The sequence below is a fragment of the Veillonella sp. 3891 genome (assembly GCF_003992315.1).
GTDB lineage: Bacteria > Bacillota > Negativicutes > Veillonellales > Veillonellaceae > F0422.
In genome coordinates, this window is record NZ_RQVE01000003.1 from 68376 (window position 1) to 90500 (window position 22125).

Annotated in this window: 23 protein-coding genes; 20 read left to right on the forward strand and 3 right to left on the reverse strand. The window is 38.9% G+C overall.

The genetic code is table 11. The annotated features are described in order from the left end of the window. The 5 genes from gltX (at position 1) to EO118_RS02455 (ending at position 5304) form a co-directional block, all read left to right on the forward strand. Positions 1-1449 (forward strand): glutamate--tRNA ligase, encoded by a 1449-nt coding sequence (gene gltX / locus EO118_RS02435; RefSeq protein WP_127068472.1) that lies wholly within the window; start codon positions 1-3, stop codon positions 1447-1449. A 24-nt stretch (positions 1450-1473) separates the two neighbouring features. Beyond that, positions 1474-2922, forward strand: coding sequence for a cysteine--tRNA ligase (cysS, locus tag EO118_RS02440; RefSeq protein WP_127068473.1), 1449 nt, complete (start codon positions 1474-1476; stop codon positions 2920-2922). Beyond that, positions 2912-3370, forward strand: a complete 459-nt coding sequence (locus tag EO118_RS02445; RefSeq protein WP_164723846.1) for a Mini-ribonuclease 3 — start codon at positions 2912-2914, stop codon at positions 3368-3370. Before cysS ends, EO118_RS02445 begins: the two co-directional genes overlap by 11 nt. Before the next feature lie 667 nt (positions 3371-4037). Continuing rightward, the gene (gene rlmB, locus EO118_RS02450) at positions 4038-4757 is read left to right on the forward strand and encodes a 23S rRNA (guanosine(2251)-2'-O)-methyltransferase RlmB (protein ID WP_127068474.1); all 720 of its coding nucleotides are present in this window, start codon (positions 4038-4040) and stop codon (positions 4755-4757) included. 10 nt (positions 4758-4767) lie between these two features. After that, positions 4768-5304 (forward strand): NYN domain-containing protein, encoded by a 537-nt coding sequence (locus EO118_RS02455; RefSeq protein WP_127068475.1) that lies wholly within the window; start codon positions 4768-4770, stop codon positions 5302-5304. Between the two features lie 160 nt (positions 5305-5464). On the opposite strand, the gene rpsT is transcribed toward EO118_RS02455, so the two are convergent. Further along, on the reverse strand, positions 5465-5725 hold the full coding sequence (gene rpsT, locus EO118_RS02460; protein WP_009354152.1) for a 30S ribosomal protein S20: 261 nt from the start codon (positions 5723-5725) through the stop codon (positions 5465-5467). 210 nt (positions 5726-5935) lie between these two features. On the opposite strand from rpsT, the gene polA reads away from it, so the two are divergent. The 8 genes from polA to trxA all read left to right on the forward strand — a co-directional run bounded on the left by polA (position 5936) and on the right by trxA (position 14244). Continuing rightward, positions 5936-8551, forward strand: coding sequence for a DNA polymerase I (polA, locus tag EO118_RS02465; protein WP_127068476.1), 2616 nt, complete (start codon positions 5936-5938; stop codon positions 8549-8551). A gap of 80 nt (positions 8552-8631) precedes the next feature. Next, a complete protein-coding gene (gene coaE / locus EO118_RS02470; protein WP_127068477.1) occupies positions 8632-9246 on the forward strand; it encodes a dephospho-CoA kinase in 615 nt (204 codons plus the stop codon). Continuing rightward, positions 9243-9806 (forward strand): lytic transglycosylase domain-containing protein, encoded by a 564-nt coding sequence (locus EO118_RS02475; RefSeq protein ID WP_127068478.1) that lies wholly within the window; start codon positions 9243-9245, stop codon positions 9804-9806. The genes coaE and EO118_RS02475 overlap by 4 nt, the downstream gene beginning before the upstream one ends. Before the next feature lie 11 nt (positions 9807-9817). Further along, positions 9818-10462 (forward strand): hypothetical protein, encoded by a 645-nt coding sequence (locus EO118_RS02480; RefSeq protein WP_127068479.1) that lies wholly within the window; start codon positions 9818-9820, stop codon positions 10460-10462. A gap of 101 nt (positions 10463-10563) precedes the next feature. Then, positions 10564-12576, forward strand: a complete 2013-nt coding sequence (locus tag EO118_RS02485) for an ABC-F family ATP-binding cassette domain-containing protein (RefSeq protein WP_127068480.1) — start codon at positions 10564-10566, stop codon at positions 12574-12576. Between the two features lie 9 nt (positions 12577-12585). After that, on the forward strand, positions 12586-13512 hold the full coding sequence (gene gluQRS, locus EO118_RS02490; RefSeq protein WP_127068481.1) for a tRNA glutamyl-Q(34) synthetase GluQRS: 927 nt from the start codon (positions 12586-12588) through the stop codon (positions 13510-13512). Positions 13513-13536: 24 nt separating this feature from the next. After that, positions 13537-13908: a CoA-binding protein gene (locus tag EO118_RS02495; RefSeq protein WP_127068482.1), complete on the forward strand. Its 372-nt coding sequence runs from the start codon at positions 13537-13539 to the stop codon at positions 13906-13908. Between the two features lie 12 nt (positions 13909-13920). Continuing rightward, positions 13921-14244 (forward strand): thioredoxin, encoded by a 324-nt coding sequence (trxA, locus tag EO118_RS02500; RefSeq protein ID WP_127068483.1) that lies wholly within the window; start codon positions 13921-13923, stop codon positions 14242-14244. A 186-nt stretch (positions 14245-14430) separates the two neighbouring features. Here the strand turns inward: trxA and EO118_RS02505 are convergent, their stop codons facing one another. Beyond that, complete coding sequence (locus tag EO118_RS02505; RefSeq protein WP_127068484.1) at positions 14431-15759, reverse strand: threonine/serine exporter ThrE family protein; 1329 nt, start codon at positions 15757-15759, stop codon at positions 14431-14433. 1 nt (position 15760) lies between these two features. Beyond that, positions 15761-16027, reverse strand: coding sequence for a DUF896 domain-containing protein (locus EO118_RS02510; protein WP_240633518.1), 267 nt, complete (start codon positions 16025-16027; stop codon positions 15761-15763). A 152-nt stretch (positions 16028-16179) separates the two neighbouring features. Here EO118_RS02510 and nth point away from each other — a divergent pair, with 152 nt between their 5' ends. The 7 genes from nth (at position 16180) to prmC (ending at position 21903) form a co-directional block, all read left to right on the forward strand. Further along, positions 16180-16815: an endonuclease III gene (gene nth / locus EO118_RS02515; protein ID WP_127068485.1), complete on the forward strand. Its 636-nt coding sequence runs from the start codon at positions 16180-16182 to the stop codon at positions 16813-16815. A 1-nt stretch (position 16816) separates the two neighbouring features. Next, positions 16817-18319 (forward strand): hypothetical protein, encoded by a 1503-nt coding sequence (locus EO118_RS02520; protein ID WP_127068486.1) that lies wholly within the window; start codon positions 16817-16819, stop codon positions 18317-18319. A gap of 2 nt (positions 18320-18321) precedes the next feature. After that, positions 18322-18612 carry a YdbC family protein gene (locus EO118_RS02525; RefSeq protein ID WP_009354108.1) on the forward strand — a complete coding sequence of 97 codons (291 nt, stop codon included), beginning with the start codon at positions 18322-18324 and terminating at the stop codon, positions 18610-18612. An 86-nt stretch (positions 18613-18698) separates the two neighbouring features. Beyond that, the gene (rpmE, locus tag EO118_RS02530; protein WP_127068487.1) at positions 18699-18896 is read left to right on the forward strand and encodes a 50S ribosomal protein L31; all 198 of its coding nucleotides are present in this window, start codon (positions 18699-18701) and stop codon (positions 18894-18896) included. A 72-nt stretch (positions 18897-18968) separates the two neighbouring features. Beyond that, a complete protein-coding gene (locus EO118_RS02535; protein ID WP_127068488.1) occupies positions 18969-19859 on the forward strand; it encodes a DUF1385 domain-containing protein in 891 nt (296 codons plus the stop codon). A 12-nt stretch (positions 19860-19871) separates the two neighbouring features. Continuing rightward, positions 19872-20954, forward strand: coding sequence for a peptide chain release factor 1 (gene prfA, locus EO118_RS02540; RefSeq protein ID WP_062402531.1), 1083 nt, complete (start codon positions 19872-19874; stop codon positions 20952-20954). Further along, entirely contained in the window at positions 20947-21903 is a 957-nt protein-coding gene (gene prmC, locus EO118_RS02545) for a peptide chain release factor N(5)-glutamine methyltransferase (RefSeq protein ID WP_127068489.1), read from the forward strand. Before prfA ends, prmC begins: the two co-directional genes overlap by 8 nt. The last annotated feature ends 222 nt before the right edge of the window (positions 21904-22125 follow it).

Sequence of the window (22125 nt, forward strand, 5' to 3'; positions counted from 1 at the left end):
ATGAAAGTTCGTTTTGCACCGAGTCCAACCGGTCCATTTCATATTGGTGGAGCTCGCTCCGCATTATTTAACTATTTATTAGCTCGTAAAGAGCAAGGTACATTCTTATTGCGCGTAGAGGATACAGACCAAGCTCGTTCTACTCGTGAAAGTGAAGAAAATATCAAGGCTGCTCTAAAATGGCTTGGTATGGATTGGGATGAAGGTGTTGACGTAGGGGGTGAACATGGCCCATATCGCCAAACAGAACGTTTAGATATTTACGAAAAAGTAACACAACAATTATTAGAATCTGGTCATGCTTACGAATGTTATTGTTCTCAAGAAGAATTAGATTCTGTTCGTGAAGAGCAATTAGGTCGTGGTGAAACACCTAAATATAATGGACATTGCCATCATTTAACAGAAGAACAAAAGGCTGCGTACAAAGCTGAAGGTCGCAAACCGACCATTCGTTTGCGTGTTCCATTGCATGAAACAGTAGCTTTTGATGACATGGTTCGTGGTCATGTATCCTTTGAATCTAATGGCATTGGTGATTTCGTTATCGTAAAATCCGATGGAATTCCTGTCTATAACTATGCCGTAGTAGTGGACGATCACACAATGGGAATTTCTCATGTTATCCGTGCAGAAGAACATTTATCGAACACACCACGCCAAATCGTAATCTACAAAGCCTTAGGTTGGGATGTACCAACATTTGGGCATATCTCCTTGATCATGGGCAAAGATGGCAAAAAAATGAGTAAACGTCATGGTGCTACCTCTGTAGAACAATACCGTGAATTAGGTTATTTGCCAGAAGCGATTGTGAATTTCTTGGCTCTATTGGGCTGGGCTCCTGAAGGAGAAGACGAGCTATTCACTATGGATGAGTTAACAAAACAATTCTCCATGGATCGAGTGGCAAAAAATCCTGCAGTCTTCGACATTGATAAATTGAATTATATTAATTTTAATTATATGAAACAATTAACACCAGAGGCATTGTATGAATTATGCTTGCCTCACTTGGTGAAAGCTGGTTATGCTAGTGAAAGTCCATCTGTGGAGGAACAAGCATGGTTCACAATGCTTTGTACTTGCGTGAAAGACCATATTAGTTATGGTGCTCAAATCGTAGATGAAGTAAATATGTTCTTCCAAGATGATATCCTAGAAGATGCAGAACATGCAGAACATGCAGAAGAGATTGCAGCTGTGAAAGCAGAAGAATCGTATCCAACAGTAATTGGGGCTTTCAAAGAAAAAATTGAAGCTATGGATGAAATTACTCCAGAGGCTGTAAAAGCAGCTATCAAAGCGATTATGAAAGAAACTGGATTGAAAGGCAAATTTGTATTTATGCCAATTCGTATTGCTACGACAGGTCAAATGCATGGCCCAGATTTGAATTATATTATTACCTTATTTGGCAAAGAAAAGGTACTTCGCCGTTTAGGCTAAGTGCATACAAGGAGGCTATTTCTAATGAGAGAACTGACAGTTTTCAATACGATGACCCGCGAAAAATCAGTGTTCCAACCTGTGAAAGAAGGGGAAGTTAGCATCTACGTATGCGGTGTAACACCATATAATCATCCTCATATTGGTAATGCACGTCCTTTTGTGACTTGGGATACCATTCGTCGTTATTTGAGCCACGTGGGCTACAAAGTAACATATATCCAAAATTTTACAGATGTGGATGATAAAATCATTAATACATCCAATGGCGAAGGAGTAGCATGGAATGTGATTTCCGATCGCTATATTGATGCCTATTATGATGTAATGGATGCATTACATGTGCGTCGTGCTGATGTATATCCTCGTGTATCTACACATATGGATGAAATCATTGCTATGATTAGCACATTAATTGACAATGGCTATGCCTATGCAGTAGATGGTGATGTGTACTATCGTGTAGAGAAATTTGAGCATTATGGTAAGCTATCTGGTCGTACTTTAGACGATATGGAAGCTGGTGCTCGTGTAGATGTAGATGACCGTAAGGAAAATCCAATGGACTTTGCTTTATGGAAAGCGGCAAAACCAGGCGAACCATTCTGGGAAAGCCCTTGGGGGCAAGGCCGACCAGGTTGGCACATTGAATGTTCTGCCATGAGTCAAAAATATTTGGGCGAAGAATTTGACTTCCATGGTGGTGGATCTGACTTAATTTTCCCACACCATGAAAATGAAATTGCCCAATCCGAAGGTTGCTCTGAACATCATCCAGCGGTGCGTTATTGGGTGCACAATGGATTTATTACGATCAACCAAGAAAAAATGAGTAAATCTTTGAATAACTTCTTCTTGGTGAAAGACATTTTAGAGCAATATAGTGCGGATGCATTGCGTTTCTTCTTGTTGAGCACACATTATCGTAGTCCATTGGACTTTAGTGATGAACGCTTAGATGAAGCGACTAAGGCTATTGAACGATTCCAAACGGTGATTGACAATTTATTGTACTTAGAGAGTCGTCCAGAAGGATTATGTGAACTTGAAGCAGCAGAATTATTGAAAAATGCTCGTAACTATAAAGAAGAGTTCGAAGCAGCTATGAGCGATGATTTCAATACAGCTCTTGCCACAGCTCCTATCTACGGATTGGCGAAAGAAATTAACATTTACTATCAATCTGTTCAAAGCTGTGATGGCACTGTATGCCATAGCACAATTGGGGAAGTGAAAGAAATCTTTAAATTGATGTTAGATATTCTTGGTTTATTAGAAGAGGGCTGGAAAGGTCAAGAAACTAGTAACGAAGAATACAATCAATTGATGGATGTGATCTTGAATATTCGTCAATGTGCACGTGAGCAGAAACAATGGGGCATTGCAGACTCCATTCGTGATGAATTGGCAAATATTGGCATTGTCATCGAAGACTCCCCACAAGGGGCACGGTGGAAAAAACGTGAACTTTAATCGATATAAACAGCTACGATCTATGGCGATTGATAAATTAAAATCTTCAGTGAAAGTAGAAGCAAATGGAGAGGGTCCTTTAGAGGACTCTCTTATGCTTGCTTATATTGGCGACGGTGTGTATACTTTATTTATCAGAAATCGTGTAGTAGAAACGGGCATTACAAAAACACAAATACTTCATGATGTAGTGACATCATTTATTAATGCAAAAGCACAAGCTAAGGTGTTGTTAGCATTAGAACCTAGCCTTACAGAAGAAGAATTACTTGTAGCAAAACGGGCTCGCAATAGTAATGTGCATGTACCTAAAAGCGCTAGTGTGCAGGAATACCGCATGAGTACAGCCTTTGAGGCGTTATTGGGGTATACCTATCGCAAAGGGGATGAAGAGAGGCTGCAATTCCTCATGCAATTTGCTTTTGCTGAAACGTTGTCACGTATGTAGCATTACTGTAACGTGCGATATATTCTGGTGTGCTTTGTCACGTTCATAACCGGTATTTAGAATAAGGGAAGAGCACGGCATACCCCCTCTCAAACGGTATTTCATAATGTTTGTTCGGGGGTATACCGTGCTCTTCTTGTATTTTCTAGATTAGAGAAAATTGAACGTGACATCCCTAGAATATGTCGCACTTTTTCGGTATGTATTAGTTTGAGTGACAACGTTACAGCGGATGGTGCTCAGAGGAGAGAGAAGACCGCCACACATTCCTCCACAAACTGATCCTAGGGTAGGTTTGCTCCGGAACATGTGGCGTTCTTCTAGTTTTTTGTCTAACCATCAAAAAACCACAGACTTCTTATAGCAGATATAAATATATCTTTATAGAAGGCTATGGCATATTTTTCTAAATGTGTATAGGGTGACAACGTTACAGCGGATGGTGCTCATGTGTTATTTTGGGGTTCTTATCTTTTAATGGTATAATGAAGTGATAGCTTAGTTATTTCTAGGCTTTGGTATTGGTTTTAATCTTAATAATATAAGAAGATATTTTGTAATATTAATGCTTTGTAGTATTGATATGGTTAGTATATGTATCACGATATATTTGCTAATAAGTTACTACGTATTGTTAGGTTTGCTTTTAGGAAAGTTTGAGGTTTTCATGGATACGTTTATTGTGGGTCGTAATGCTGTACGTGAGGCACTAAAATCAGATCGTGGGATTCATCGTATTTTAGTGGCGGAAGGTAAGCAAGGGGGCTCTCTTTCAGAGATATTGGGTTTGGCAAAGTCTAAGGGTGTAGAAATTCGTCGTGTGAAGGAACGGGAGTTACAAAAATATCCTAGTGATGTGCCTAATCAAGGTGTGGTTGCATTAGTAAATGCTGTGAAGTTTAAAGAATTGCAAGATGTATTACTGCAATGTACGGAAGAACATCCATTGTTAATTTTAACGGATGGTGTGGAAGATCCTCATAATATGGGAGCCATCATTCGTACGGCGGAATGTGTGGGAGCTACGGCAGTGCTCATTCCCAAACGCCATAATGCGCCAATTAATGCGACTGTAAGTAAAACATCTGCAGGGGCTGTGGAATCGATTCCACTGGTGCAAATTGGTAATGTAGCGCAGACTATTGAGCAATTAAAAAGCCAAGGTTTCTGGGTGATGGGTGCCCATATGGATGGGACTGTAATGTACGATGTGAATATGACAGGCCCTATTGTATTGGTCATAGGGAATGAAGGGAAAGGCTTAAGCCGTTTAACAAAAGAGTTATGCGATGTATTGGTAACGATTCCGATGTTTGGAACGATTAACTCATTAAATGCATCGGTAGCAGCAGCGATTCTTTTATACGAAGCGAGACGTCAACGATAGTAGGTATACTATGAAAAAAGATATTTTAATTGTAGATGGATATAATGTTATTTTTGACTGGGCTGATTTAAAGTCTCTTAGCAAGGAGTCTTTAGAACATGCTAGATTAGAACTACGTCATCGTTTACTCAATTATGGTAGTTATAAGGGATATAAGATTATTTTAGTGTTTGATGGTAAGCATGCCCCCTTTACAGCGGATGAACAACGTATATCATCTGACTTTATTGAAGTATTCACAGGAACGCATGAAACAGCAGATGCTTATATTGAACGAGAAGTCTTTAGCAAGAAAGGTCAATATAAGACGATTTATGTTGTCACAAGTGATGGAGAAGAGCAAAATCAAATTTTAGGGTTTGGCGGTCTTCGTATATCTGCTCGTGAATTGCGGCATCAAATTGAGTTGGCAAAACAGGAAGAGCGTAAACGCTATACAGGACATCATAGACGAGATGCTATGACATTACAACGTAATGAATTGGGCGCGCATATTGATGGAGATGTGGCTGAAAAATTAGAACGCATGAGACGAGGGGAGCTATGAGAGTAGCTCCTTTTGTTATAAGTGATTTGATAAGCTCTATAGAGGAATGCCCAAATACATAGTGGTATCCTATGGTAGATTCAAATAATGATGATATATAAAAAAGAGGGTTAACTAAGAGAAATAGTATTTCTCCTTGTTAACCCTCTTTTAGAGTTCATTATAGAGCATTTACTTTAGCTGCTAAGTTGGATTTTTTGCGAGCTGCAGTATTTTTATGAAGAACGCCTTTGGAGGCTGCTTTATCAATTACGCTTGTAGCATGAACTAGTGCTTTTTTAGCTTCTTCTACAGCGCCTGCTTGAGCAGCTTCTACAGTCTTACGAGTAGCTGTACGAATTTGAGATTTTACAGCAGAGTTTTTCGCACGACGTTCAGCATCCGTTTTTACGCTTCTAATACTGGATTTAATATTTGGCAATTGAGTCACCTCCTTGTGATTTACTGTATTATTACTAAAGTAGTATATCATAGGGCGTACAGTTTTGCAACTGTTTTTATATATATCCTAAGGAATATTGGCTTATACAGCAAGGGTTTACACAGGAATACCCTCTATTTTCATCACTCATAAGAGTAGGAAATATGGTATAATTAAGGATACGTAGATCAGTCAATAGGAGAGTAAACTATGAAAAAATTAATGGTTATAGATGGCAGTAGCTTATTATATCGTGCATTCTTTGCACTACCACCACTACAAAATGCATTAGGGGTTCCTACGAATGCAGTATATGGTTTTTTAACTATGTTAACAAAGCTCTATGAAGAAATCAATCCTGATTACATTGCAGTGGCATTTGATAAGGGAAAGCAAACGTTCCGTATGGATATTTACGAAGACTATAAAGGAACTCGTCAAAGTGCACCAGATGAATTGCGTCCACAATTTAGCTTGATCCGTGAAGTATTAGAATCTTTGGGGATTATTGTGATTGAAGAAGAAGGCTTTGAAGGTGACGATATCATTGGTTCTTTAAGTAAAAAATGGGGTTCTACTGACTTACAAGTCCACATTATTACTGGAGATAGAGATAATTTGCAATTAGTAGATGAGTATACTAGTGTGTTCTTAACGAAAAAGGGCATCACTGATATGCTTCATGTGACTATGTCTAATATGGAAGAACTCTATGGGTACGGTCCACAAATGGTCATTGAAATGAAGTCTCTCATGGGGGACTCTTCAGATAATATCCCTGGTGTGCCCGGTGTTGGTGAAAAAACAGCTCTTAAACTATTGACACAATATGGTACGTTAGAGGGCGTGTATGAGCATATTGAGGAACAAAAGGGAAAACTGAAAGAACGATTAGTAGACAATAAAGACTTAGCGTTCATTTCTCATCAACTAGCTACTATCAAAACAGACATGGATATGCCTTATGAACTAGATCAATTTGTTCCTGTAGTACATCGTAGTGAAGTGACTCCATTATTTGAAAAATTAGGCTTTCACGCAGTAACACCAAGATTACTAAAAGCAATGGGCGTGGCAGAAGAAGGAACTTTATTCGATCAGTTCTTAGTTCCACCAGCAGACGAAATTGAATTAACGCATGTCACAGAAGTGCCACGAGAATTTTATGAAGATAAAATCATCAGTGTAATTCTAAAAGAGGCTGGAACACATCCATTCAGAACCATAGAAGCTTTATATCTATATAATGGGGATACTCAATTAGTTGTGAATGGATTTGTAGATGTAGCACATGTGGAAACAGTGTTTGAAGGGGCTACAGAAGTTGTTACAGACAATGCTAAGTTGCTATTTGAAGTGTTAGGTACTGACACAACAGGTAACATTTCTATTATGAAAGAAGATACTGTTCATATTAAAGATGTAACATTAATGGCTTACTTATTAGATCCTACACGAGCAAATTATGGTATGACCTATTTATGTGAGCGTTTCAGTCAACCATCTATTCCAGCTACAGAAAATGAAATGGAATGGGCTCTACAAACGCAAGGTTTATATCGAATGAATGACATCGCTACGGAAGAGATGAAGACGGCTGGTGTATGGGACTTATATAAAACTATTGAATTGCCATTATTACGTACACTCTGTGTATTAGAAAAAAATGGTATTTACATGGATGTAGACCAGTTACATACTACATTGGAACGTTTCAAAGCAGAGGTTACTGAACTGCAAGAGAAAATCTATGCTTTAGCAGGGGAAATTTTCAATATTAACTCCCCAAAACAATTGGGTGTTATTCTTTTTGAAAAGCTACAATTACCAGTCATTAAGAAAACAAAAACAGGCTATTCTACGGATGCAGAAGTTTTAGATATGCTCAAAAATGACCATGAAATTGTAGAACAAATTTTAGCGTATCGTTCTGTTGTGAAATTAGTATCCACCTATCTAGAAGGATTTGAAGGACTAGTAAATGCTCATACAAATCGGATTCATACTTCGTTTAATCAAATGGTAACGGCTACGGGACGTTTAAGTAGTTCAGATCCGAATTTACAAAATATTCCGGTGCGCAGTGAAAAAGGCCGCGAAATTCGTGCGCTATTCAAACCAAACGATGGATATGATATGTTTATGAGTGCAGACTATTCACAAATTGAACTTCGTATTTTGGCTCACTTGTCGGAAGACCCTGCTTTAATTCAAGCGTTCCAAAACGGAGAAGATATTCACCGTTTTACAGCAGCAGAAGTATTGGGTAAAGCGTTAGATGAGGTAACGCCTCTAGAACGTTCTCATGCGAAAGCCATCAATTTTGGTATTATCTATGGCATTAGTGATTTTGGTTTGTCTCGTGACTTAGGCATTACGAGAGCAGAAGCAAAAGAATATATTGAGCTATATTTCAGTCGATATCCACAAATTAAAGGGTACATGGATCGTATGGTGCAAGAAGCACATGAAGCAGGTTCCGTACGAACTATGTTTGGTCGTGTTCGTCCATTACCTGATATTAATAGTCGTAACTTTAATCGTCGATCCTTTGCGGAGCGTACAGCTATGAATACTCCAATTCAAGGGACGGCTGCAGATATCATTAAATTAGCTATGAATCATGTAGAAGAAGCGCTAGAAGAGCAAGGCTTACAATCTCGTATTTTGTTACAGGTACATGATGAACTAGTGCTAGAAGTGATAGAATCAGAACAAGAACAAGTAGAAACATTGTTGCGCAATTGTATGGAACAAGTAGTGACATTACGAGTGCCATTGCAGGTAGATGTGCACAGTGCAAATAACTGGGCAGATGTAAAATAGTAGGTTCATAGAATTTCTATCCAATATGAATTGTGAATAATAATAGTTTATATGAATAGAATCAAATGTGGGGTGAAAATATGTACAAAATCGGACTCACAGGGGGTATTGCCTCTGGTAAAAGTACAGTGTTACGATGGTTACAAAAAAAAGGTGTTCCCTATATTGATGCAGATGTAGTGGCTAGAGAAGTAGTTGAGCCAGGAACACCAGGATTGCAAGAATTGGTACAGGCTTTTGGTCCTAATACAGTGCTAGAAGATGGTACGTTACATCGTGCTTATATTGGTAGTCTCGTATTTTCTAATTCTAAAGCCTTAGAGACGATTAATTATATATTGCAACCTCATATTAGACGGCGTATACAGGAATTGACAGAAGAATGGGAAGCTAAAGGAAAACAGGCTGTCATCTATGATATACCATTGCTGTTTGAAACAGATTGGCATACACAAATGGATGAGATTTGGCTTGTCTATGTCAATCCTGTGACACAGCTAGAACGTTTGATGAAACGAAATTCTTATAGTGAACAAGAGGCACTTGATCGTATTCATAGTCAAATGAGTTTAGATGAAAAGCGAAAATTAAGTGCTGTAGTGATAGATAATTCTGGGACTATGCAACAATTAGAAAAACAATTACGTAAATTGTGGAAAACAGCGAAAATTCACTTTCAGAAGGAGGAAGTATGAGGGTATCCACAGCATTTGCTTGGTTAATCGTTGTCCTAACGGCCTACTATGTACAATACGGACAACCCTATTTAGCCAGACAATATGCGTATCCGTTAGCATATGAAAGCACGGTAATGAAAAATGCATCCACTTATCATGTAAGACCATCTATGGTGGCGGCTGTGATCTACACAGAAAGTAAATTTGATGCAAATGCAAAATCTTTACCAGGCGCTTTAGGATTGATGCAGTTAATGCCAGACACAGCACACTGGATCGGAGAACAATTGAATCAACCGAGCCTGTCCGACCAAGATATTAAGGAACCACACACGAATATACAATTAGGGACTTGGTATTTAGCGCATTTATTAGATGAGTTCAAGGGCAATGAAATCTTAGCCTTAGCAGCCTATAATGCAGGGCGTGGTCATGTGGAGGAATGGATGCAAACCTATGGTTGGGATGATAATTTTGACGATATAGATAAAATTCCGTTTCCAGAAACAAAAGATTACGTGAAACGGGTGATGGCTCATGAAGCACAGTATCAGTCATTGTATAGTCAATTACGATAAGGAACAAATCCATGGATGCAATTATAAAAGAATGTGAAGACCTCGATTTAGCTTGGTTAGAACCCACTATTGGAGACTTTCACTTAGTGGTGGAACAAAAAGCTATATCGTCAACTATATATAGTCTCTTTTACTATACAAATGATAAAAATTGGCGGTGGTCCGTCCTCTATGATACAGAAGTAGGGGATTATATGGTGCGTATTACAGTGCCTTTAGTAGAGTTTGTAGATATTGCTTTCATACGAGAGTCATTAACGCCATTTATGGAGAATTTAAAAGCCAACTATAAAGCATCTATCACAATGCGCTTTATGGAGCCTCAAGAAGGATTTGCCTACGAATACAAGAAAAAGGGTATACCTCAGTGGAATTATGGAGAGGTATTACCACAAACCGTCGAAGGATACCATTTAGATGTGACGCCTCATACTGCATTAGATATGATTAATGGTTCCTATATTATTGGCACCTATATCAAAGATAATGAGGAAACAGGAGTCGTCTTGTTTTATAACACATTCCGAGATGAATTTTTTGGTGAAACTAGACAGAAAGGCTACCCAGGAATTACTCATGACTTGGATGCGACCACGATAGATAAATTTGAGCAAGCTTTGACGAATCATTTACAAGATGTATTACTGAGTTTATAACTTACCTATGGAATTCATTTAAATGAATGTTGCTATACTCTAGGTAGCAGATCATGGTAATACTCTTGTATTGTAAATACAATTAGGATAGGAGTAGTATTTTGGAACAGATCCGAATAGAAAAACTAGGAAAATCCTTTGGGATACGAGAAATCTTTTCCAATGTATCCTTTACCATACGACAAGGAGAACGTCTCGCTTTAGTGGGCCCTAATGGGGCTGGTAAATCGACGTTGATGAAATGTATACTAGGCATAGAAGAACATGATGCGGGAATCATTGTGAAAGACAGTAGTATTACTATTGGCTATTTACAGCAAGACGTGAATTTAGGTGATGCTAGTTTAGAAGAAGAGATTCAAACTGCTTGGGCTGATGTACAGCATCTAGAATCCCAATTACAAGCGTTAACAACAGAATTAGAATATCGAGACGCCACAGAACAGGACATGCGTCGATTATCTTACTTACAAGAGCGATTGGAATGGCTTGGTGGGTATGATTATGAAAAACAAAGCCAACGTATTGCTTATGGTTTAGGATTTAGTGACGAAGATTTAAAGAAGAAAGCGAGTGAATTTTCTGGGGGACAAAAAACGCGTATTAATTTGGCTAAAGCCTTAGTGCGTCGTCCGGACTTTCTATTTCTTGACGAGCCTACTAACCATTTAGATATGCCAATGTTAGAGTGGTTAGAAGGATATTTAAAGTCCTATAAAGGTGGCATTGTCATCATCAGTCATGACCGCTATTTCTTAGATCAAGTGGCTACAGAAGTGGTAGAATTGGCTCATCATAAGGTACATACCTATAAAGGTAATTATAGTCAGTTCTTGAAACAACGGGAACAGCAACGAGTAGCATATCAACGTGCTTACGAAAAGCAACAGGAGCACATTCGTAAAACTGAAGAATATATTGATAAATATAGAGCAGGGATTAAATCTAAAATGGCTCGTGGTCGTCAATCACAGTTAGATAGACTAGAGCGATTAGAGGCACCAGACCAGAATAGAGAGTTTTCCTTTACCTTTCCTAAGCCAGAAATGAGTGCAGACCGTGTATTGATGGTAGAAGATGTGTCTATTGGGTATGATGCAGAACATCCTGTAGCTACACATATAACCACAACATTACGTCGAGGAGACGTTGTAGGATTAATTGGTGCCAATGGAGCTGGAAAATCTACTTTTGTCAAAACGATTATGGGAGAACTCGATACACTAGATGGGACAATTACCACTGGTAATCGAGTGCAGACAGGGTATTTCTCGCAAGAACATGAAGAGTTGCATCCTTCTTGGTCTGTCTTACAAGAGATTATGGCTCCTTACGATATGTCAGAAGAGTCTGCTCGTAGTGTGCTGGGAGCCTTTCAATTCAGAGGGGATGATGTATTCAAGTTAGTAGGAGATTTATCAGGTGGAGAACGTGCGAGAGTAGCTTTATTACAGCTATTTTTAGAAGGGCGCAACTTTTTAATCCTTGATGAACCGACAAACCATTTAGATATTCCTACTCGAGAAACAGTGGAGCAAGCATTACAGCAGTTTGATGGCACTTTATTAATCATCTCCCATGACCGGTATTTGCTAGATGCGGTAGCAAAACGAATTGTGGTCTTAGATAATGGTGGTATTGAAGAGTTCCATGGCAATTATTCGTATTATAAAGAAAAGATGTTGGAACGATCTGTGTTAGCTGCACAACAATTAGAAGCGGAACAGATGAAGCGCAACAATACGCCTAGTAATACAGCAGTTAAGGGGAACACTCCTATAGATACAGCAGTGAGTGCTGATTCTTATGCTGACGTACTTCAAAGTACATCAGAGATGACTATGACTGCGGAACAAGAAACTGGTCATTCAGAACCAATATCAATTCCTAAAAAGAAAACAAATTCTTTTATGCTTGAAAAAGAACTAGCTAAAGTAGAATCAGACATTGCACGGTATGAAGCGACAGTTAAAATGTATACGGTACAGCTACAGGACCCATCTATACAGGGAGATATATCAGAATATGAACGATTATCTCAAGAGTTAGCCAATACAACATCACAACTAGAGTCCCTCTATGAGCGGTGGGAACACCTTAGTGAAGAGGCTTAGGAGGTTTCTATGAAAGGTCGTTTTGCACCCAGTCCTACAGGACATATGCATATAGGAAATTTATGGGTAGCATTTTTGTCCTATTGGTCTGTGCGACGCCAAAATGGAGAGTATATTGTTCGCATCGAAGATGTGGATACGCAACGTTCTAAACAGATCTATGCAGATCATATATTAGAAGATTTAGCTTGGTTAGGATTTACTTGGGACGAAGCACCTACGTATCAATCTCAACGTTTGGATATATATGAAAGATATTTACAAGACTTACGTACTCAAAAACGCCTATATCCATGCTATTGTAATCGAGCTCGCTTACAGCAAATCAGCAGTGCCCCCCATCAGGGGGAAGCCCATCATGTGTACGATGGATATTGTTTAACACATACACCAAGCATCAGTGAAAGGGCACCATCTTGGCGGTGTCATATGGAGAATACAAGAGGATCCTTTCAGGATCTGTATCGAGGTGTGGTAGACTATGAAATACAGTCTTGTAGTGATGATATTGTATTAAAACGGTGGGATGGCATGATTGCCTATCATCTGGCAGTGGTCATTGATGATTATGAAATGGGTGTCACCGAGGTCATTCGTGGCAATGATTTGTTACCTGTCACAGGGCATCAAATTGTTTTAGGGCAGACATTAGGTTTTCCTGAATTAGAATATGGTCATGTCCCTATGCTAGTGGATACAGAAGAGTATCGCTTGTCTAAACGGCAACAAAGTATCACCATACGTGATTTACAGAACCAAGGATCTACACCAGAAACGCTGTGGGCATGGTTCGCACTAGAAACAGGATTGCTCACAAAGGGGGACTTACCAATTAATGGTAAAATAGGGCTTTCAGAATTATTAGAGATTACCATTCCAAAGAAACTATTAGAACAAGATACAATTAAATTGACAAATTTCGATGTTATGGTATGATAGTACAGTAATGAGGTGATACGTATGTCAATGGAAACAGCGATCAAAGAAAAAACGTGGGCCGTATTAGGCGCCACAACAAGAACCGATAAGTTCGGATATAAGATTTTCAAACATCTTGTCAATAAAGGATATACAGTGTATCCAGTGAATCCTAATATTACGTCTATCGATGGCGTACAATGCTATCCAAGCTTGCATGAGTTGCCAGTGGTACCTACCGTAGTCGACTTTGTGGTGCCTGAAAAAGTTGGGTTAGAAGCTCTAGATAGTTGTAAAGAGTTAGGAGTTCAGACCGTTTGGCTACAACCAGGTGCGGATAAACCGGCAGTAGTGAAAAAGGCAACTGAATTAGGTCTTGAAGTGATTCAAGATTGTGTATTGATTCAAATTTAATAGGAGGCTTACATGAGCGCAATTATTGATGTAACATCTGCAAATTTTAAAGAAGTGGTAGCAACAAATGATAAAGTAACTATTGTGGATTTCTGGGCACCATGGTGTGGATACTGTGTTCGCATGATGCCAGTATATGATGAATTAGCTGCTGCATTGGGTGACAAAGTGACATTGACAAAAGTAAACACTGACGAGCAACCTGAATTGGCACAATTCTTCAAAATTGAAATTCTTCCTACATTTGCTATCTTCAAAAATGGTGAAATCGTAGATCGCAAAATTGGTTTCATTCCATTAGAAGAATTAAAAGCAGCTGTAGAAGCACATCTATAATAGATACTAAGGACTGATGCATTCAGTCCTTTTTCTTTACCTTATTTAAGTTTGTATTTCTATCATCATAATAGGTATGCAATAAGTAACAATATGTATTAGAAAAAATAGTTAAACTACTATTCAGTGTATGTTATGCAAAAAGCATGTATCTCATTGACAGTGCGTCAAAAGATACATGCTTTTTTAGGAATATCGTTTATCTAATAAACTTTCTAATTTTTTTTCTTTTCGAGCATCTAATACTTTACCTGCCAAATTAGATGGTATAGCTACGCCTACACCAATAGAGATAATGATAAGGATGGCGGTAACACCACTTTGAATTGCTTCTACGAGTGTAGTAGAAGTAAGTGAGTTAATGTGCAACATGGCATATAAGAATCGATAAATGAATACACCAGGTACAAGTGGTATGGCGGAAGGTATAGCCAACACAAGAGATGATGTTTTGGCATATCGGGCTGCTTTCAAACAGAATAAACTCACCATGGCTGCAGCGATAAAGGTAGCGCCAAATACGGAGAATCCTAGGTGTAAAATTAATGTGTTTTTGACTAGGATGGCGATGAGTCCACCGATACCTATGAGAGGTAATAGCCGTTTTGGTGTATAAAACATGACGGCATAGCCCGCAGCACCCACAATTGCAGCTCCTAACAAGACAGGTGAAATGCTGTCTGGCACAATGCTTAAATGGGTGAAATCATAAGAATGATTAAAATATTGGGCCATACTAATGCCTACGGTCATACTACCTACGATGAGTAGAGTATGTACCGCTCTAGAAATACCTGCCAAAATATGATTATTTAACAAGTCATCCACCGTATTGATAAGAGGAATACCGGGCACCATGAATAAGGTGCAGGCAATCATGGCATAGATTACATCGGCTGACTCAAATACACAACCTGATAAAAACGCTAGTCCAGAAGATACGGCTCCTGCGCTGGCAATACCAATATATCCATTAATTTGAAAACGCCTTAAGATTAATAAGACGATAAAGCCAAGAAGAGCACAAAATGTTGTAATCCAAGCAGAAATAATACTTCCACCAAATAATATAGGGAAAGCTCCACAGGCAAAGCCAGCAAAGATAGCAGAGGTTGCATTGGAATAGGGTGGATCTTTTTTTGCAATTTCTTCTAACTGTTGGGAAAACTCATCTAAGGTATATACTTTTCGTAAAGCAGTCCAGGTTAATACGCTGATGGCTGAAATAACTTCCATATTGGCGCCCATATATTGCACCTTACGGAATGAGGTAATACATTCGCTTTCACCATGAATGTTGATGAGAATATTAGAATATGCAATATGAATATGCAAATAGTCTTTAGAAATTCCCATATAAGCAGCAGCACGGCGCATATCACGAACAATTTGATTCGCATTAGCACCATTTTCAGATAACAAACAGCCCATGCGTAATAAGATAGTTACCTTTTTACGAATCTCTACAAAAGGTTCTTCTAAAATCTGTAGGTCTTGCTCTGTATACTGCGCCATCTTAATGAGACTTTCTTAAATATTGGGTATTTAAATCTACATCTACTTCAACTGTATCTGCTTCTGGCTCTGCATCCACAAATTCAATAGATTCTAAATGTTGTACGACTTGAGCACGGATGAACCCTAAGTAGACTTCATATAAATCTTTTTTTTCTGCTAATTCTTCTTCTGTTAAAGCTTGACCAGATTTCTTTTTTGCAGCCAATGCATTAATGCGAGTTAAGGCTTCTTCCATAGTCATATCTTTTTTTTCTTGTTCTGTCATATATAATCTCCTTATTTGTTAGCGCACACCCTTTATGGTATGATACACTATATATTAGTGTTAGATGAAAGTATCTAACCTATGGTAATCATTGTAGATTTATATTATAACACGTTTTATATAGTTTTTTCATCTTATAGGAGAAGGCTCCGATGCGAATCACAAAAGCCATTAAGGCAGAGCAAATACGAATATTGGGAGAAGTTTACCACGATGCAAAACCGGCACTAGAGTTTACTACACCTTTTGAATTACTAGTAGCGGTAGCATTATCTGCACAATGTACGGACGAACGGGTCAACATTGTAACCAAACGACTCTTTCCAAAATATAGCGATCCCAAAGATATGTATGAATTAGGGATTCCAGGATTAGAGGCATTGATTAAAGATTGTGGATTATATCGCTCCAAAGCGAAACATATCCATGAAACATGCAAGATTTTAGTAGAACAATACAATAGTGAAGTGCCTCGAGATTTTGATATCTTAGTGACACTTCCAGGAGTTGGTCGTAAAACAGCTAATGTATTGGTATCTATCTTATTTGATACGCCAGCTATTGCGGTAGATACTCATGTATTCCGCGTATCTAATCGGTTAGGGATTGCTAAGGGGAAAACACCTGACGAAGTAGAAAAGAAACTAAAAAAAGCGATTCCTATGGAACATTGGAGTGCTGCACATCATTGGATGATTTGGCACGGTCGAAAAATTTGTAAAGCACGAAAACCATTATGTAATGAATGTCCTTTATATGATGTATGCCAATCGGCAGGGAAGGTATAGTATGACAGAACAAATGAGGCGTCTCATTGAGACTTTTACCAAGGTAGGGGTTACAGGACCTGCTATCGTACAAGAAATCGCAAGATTTCGAGTGTTAGATCAAATTATCACCCAAAGTGGCGAAGTTCGTGAGTGGGGAATTACCCCAAAAGAATTATTTGAGCTTGCTCAAACATCTACAGTAGATATGTTTGGACCCTTGCCATATAATGAAGCAGGGTTCAAGGAAATTTATGGAATTTCCTTTAGTGTAGAGCTAATGGATTTCATCAGTGCTACTGGCTATTATGAAGGTGTGTCTGCAGGTCGTCAATGGACTGTACCGATGCAAGAAGTGATTGACTTTCATAAGAATACAGAGGGGATTATTCTCTTTGCCTATTTTGAGGAATATGCAGCCATTGCAGAAGAAATTATGCAAACCCTTCCAACCGATCGTTTGCTCTTCTATACAGCTTCTGAAAGTTGCTATAACCTCTTCCGTAGTTTATATCCATTAGCACCAGTGATCAACGAATGGCCAGAAGATGTTATCTTTGATCATATTGTAGCGGCTACATCTGGTATGTTTACAGCACCGGTAACTACGATGGAACAAATGGCAGCTCGTGTGAATAATGTGAGCGAAAGAGGTACAGTACGTTACTTCATTCCAGTGTCTGCTGTACAAGATCAATTGAATATGAATCGAGTAGCCTTGCAGTTCATGATTCTTCAAAACCATTTAGAAGTAGTTCGAGAATGGGCGCCATTGCAAACCTATGAATTCCGTTATGGCTTAGGTCCTGTGAAAAAAGTAGATCTTTCTATTTGTGAAATTGTTGAAGATGGATATAAACAAACAAACTTTATTCCACTACCGCATGAAGTATTAGCATCTATGGAAACATTTAGCTTAGCTCATTATGGACTTTCACTATATGGTGTACAAGTAAGTATGAATCCGAAGCATCCAACTATGGGTGAGGATGGATACATGCATGGCGATTATCGGATTCCAACCTATATGCAACGCATGTTTGAAGCCTTGGAAGGATACTATTTACAAGTGTCTATGAAAGGTATCGATGTATCGGTTACATTGGAACACAAACAGGGTATTCCATTAGGTGCTTCTCCAGAAGATGCAACTGTACAAGAAACAATGGAACAATCAATTTTACAGGATGATACAGTAGCATATCATTGGTATTTTAATCATCTAAGTGCACCATTCTTGTGGTATACCTATTTCAACAGTGAAGAAGGAAAACAAGTAGTACGTACATTAGCATCCATGGTAACTACTACACCAGCCTTATTGCAATTAATGGGTAGTTGTCGTCGCCAAGTGGTGAAAGAAGAGGCGCTAGCTACATTTACTACAAGCTTTACCAATTCATTACAACAATATGAAACAGAAAAAGCGCAAGCTGAAATAAACTGGGCTAGTGCATTAGCTACATTAGCTACTGAGATTGTACCAGTACCAACAGAAACAAATACAGAAGTAGGGGAGGACTAATCATGGCTGTTGTGAATTATTCAATTTATAAAGTATTAGGTACACTTTCAGAAAATAAAGATGGTATGAAAAAACAATTAACATGCACAAGCTGGGGACGTTACAATCCTAAATTCGATATCCGTGCATGGGATGAAGATTACTCGCAAATGACGAAAGGTGTAACCTTAACATTAGAAGAAATTTTAGAATTAAAAGAAATCTTAAACTCTGTAGATTTAGAAGAAGCCTTAGAAGAAGCAAAACAAGAACGGGCTGAGGCTAAAAAATTAGAAGCAGAAAAATCTGAATAAGTCATAGTCCCTAGTATTGCATAGTTACTGGGATTCGTGTTATAATCTTTAGGAATAGTTTAGACGTTGAAAAGAGGTGTATATACATGAAAGAAGGAATTCATCCAAATTATGTGGAAGCAACTGTAACTTGCGGTTGTGGTAACACATTCAAAACAGGCTCTGTTAAAGGTGATCTTCGCGTGGACGTTTGCTCCAACTGCCATCCATTCTTCACAGGCCAACAACGTGCGGCTAAAGCTCGCGGTCGTATCGAACAATTTAACAAACGTTACGGCAAATAATTGCGTACACAAACTATACAAATTAAATGGCAGAGCTAAGGCTCTGCCTATATTTGTTTTACAGGAGAACCTATGACTCAACAACGATTAAAGAAATTTGTCGGAGGTCAAGCAGTGATTGAAGGGGTTATGATGCGTGGTCCTAAAATAATGGCCACAGCTTGTCGTAAACCGGATGGAACCATAACGGTGAAGGAAGAACCAACGAAATCTATCCAAGACAAATATCCCGTTTTAAAACTGCCTTTCTTACGTGGAACTGTAGCTTTGTTTGAATCCTTAGTGATTGGTATGAAAGCATTATCGTTTTCGGCACAAGCCTCTGGAGAAGAAGAGGAAGAGGTCACAAATAAGGAAATCGCTATCACTATGGCTGTATCTGTGCTCATTGCAGCAGCATTATTTATTGCCTTGCCAACGTGGCTAGCAAAATTTATGCCTGGTGCTGGCTCAGATCATATGATATTGAATCTATATGAAGGAACCATTCGATTAGTTCTTTTTTTACTATATATTTTTGCTATCGGATTAACCCCAGATATTAAGCGTGTCTTTCAGTATCATGGGGCGGAGCATAAAACCATTCATACTTATGAAAATGATAGACCATTAACGGTAGAAGAAGTGCGAAACCATTCGAGATTACATGCTCGGTGCGGGACAAACTTTTTGCTATTTGTGATGGTTGTGAGTATATTTGTATTCGCTTTTCTAGGGTGGCCAAATTTAGTGGAACGCATCATTTCTAGATTAGCCCTTATGCCTGTAGTAGCGGGCATTTCTTATGAGCTTATCCGTTTTGCTGGACGCTCCCAAAACCCACTAGTGAAAGCCATGATTGCTCCGGGTCTTGTGTTGCAATACATGACAACACGTGAACCAGATGACGATCAAATTGAAGTGGCCATTCGTGCCTTAACATCGGTGCGACCTAGTGAAGAAGATGCTTACGAAGAAGAATAGAAAGGAGTCACCGTGTTAGTAGATAAACTGCAAGTGATTGAAGATAAATTTTTAGACTTGGAACAGCGCATTTCTGACCCAGACGTGATTGCTCGTCAAGAAGAATGGCGTAAATTGACTCGTCAACATGCGTCATTAACGGATACAGTGAACACATTCCGCCAATATAAACAAGTCCTAGCCGGTATCGAAGAAGCATTGGAAGTATTAGGTGATAAAAGCCTAGATGAGGACTTCCGTGCCATGGCGCAAGAAGAATTGAATGAATTAAAAGTTCGACGTGACGAATTAGAAGCAGAATTACATATTTTGCTATTACCAAAAGATCCGAATGATGATAAAAATATTATCGTCGAAATTCGTGGCGGTGCTGGTGGTGATGAAGCAGCTTTGTTTGCAGGCGATTTATTCCGTATGTTTACAAAATATGCAGAAACACAAGGCTGGAGATGTACTATCATCGATGCCAATGAGCCTGAATTGGGAGGCTTTAAAGAGGTAGTATTCTCTATCGAAGGTGACAGTGTATATTCTAAGTTAAAATTTGAAAGTGGTGTACATCGTGTACAACGTGTGCCAGATACAGAATCTTCTGGACGTATTCATACGTCTACGGTAACTGTTGCGGTATTGCCGGAAGCAGAGGACATCGATATCGAAATCAACGAAAAAGATCTAGAAATTGATACGTACCGTGCATCTGGTGCAGGTGGACAGCACATTAATAAAACGGAGTCTGCCGTTCGTATTACTCATAAACCATCTGGGATTGTAGTAGCGTGTCAGGACGAGCGTTCACAGCTTAAAAACCGTGAAAAAGCCATGCGTGTATTGCGTGCTAAATTACAGGATAAAGCGGAGCAAGAAGCAACTTCCGCTATGGCAGCAGACCGTAAAAGCCAAGTGGGTACAGGGGATCGCTCTGAGCGTATTCGCACGTACAACTATCCACAAGGTCGTGTCACAGACCATCGCATTAACTTAACTTTATACAAACTAAATGCTGTATTAAATGGGGATATGGATGAATTAATCCAAGCTTTAATCACAGCAGAACAAGCCGCTAAAATGCAAGAGGCAAATCAACATGGATAATGAGTTATGGACAATTAGTCGCATGCTCCAATGGACAGAGCAGTATTTTCGCTCCAAAGGCATAGAATCAAGCCGCTTGGATGGGGAAGTACTGCTTTCTCATAGTTTGGGCTGTGACCGCATGTATTTATATGTCAATTTTGACCGTCCGTTGGACAAGGCTGAATTAGATGCCTATCGACCTCTAGTGGTACAGCGTGCGAAGGGATATAGTGTAGCCGCTATTACAGGGCATAAAGAATTTATGGGGTTAGACTTTCATGTAAATGAACATGTGTTGATTCCCCGTCCTGATACAGAAACATTGATTGAGGATATCTTAGAACTCTATGATGTGGATGCATCTCCACGCATCTTAGACTTATGCACAGGTCCTGGTACTATTTTGTTAAGTCTATTACATTATTTGCCGAATGCCAAGGGGATAGGTGTAGATATTTCCGATAAAACATTAGCAGTAGCTGAGGAGAATAGCATATCTTTAGAATTAGCCGACCCTTCAAGGTTCTGTGAAAGTGACGTAAAACAATTGTTAGAACAGGTGACAATAGGCAAAGGTACTGAATATACTACGCTAATGGATGCTTGTAAATCTCTATATGAAGAACCACTCACATCCTTAGAAGGTCTATTTGATGTACTTGTGTCGAATCCGCCGTATATCACAACAGCAGATATGAAAGCATTATCTCAAGAGGTATTACACGAACCTCATATTGCACTTCATGGAGGGGATACGGGATTAGAGTTCTATGTTCCTATTATTCGTGAAGGCTGGCGTTTTGTAAAAGACGGTGGATACCTAGCTATCGAAATTGGACAGGGTCAAGAAGAGGCAGTATCTAAACTAGCTAAGGAAACAGGACAATATGGAGAGCCAGTGTACCAACGAGACATAGCTGGTATCATTCGTGAAGTACGTTGGGAAGTACGACGCTCTTCTATATAAACTTGTATCCTATGGATTTGTTGTTGGGAATAGCGCGCCATATACTTCTCCACAAATTTACGTTCCACTGAGATTTGCTCCAAAGTATATGACGCTCTATCTTTGGTAATCAACAGCAGTATGTATAAATAAAAGTTTATATAGTGCTCGCTTTGGGGAGAGAGTCTAAGATTCAAGAGTAGAACCTCATATATTTTAAAAATAAATTAGGTATTAAGTGAT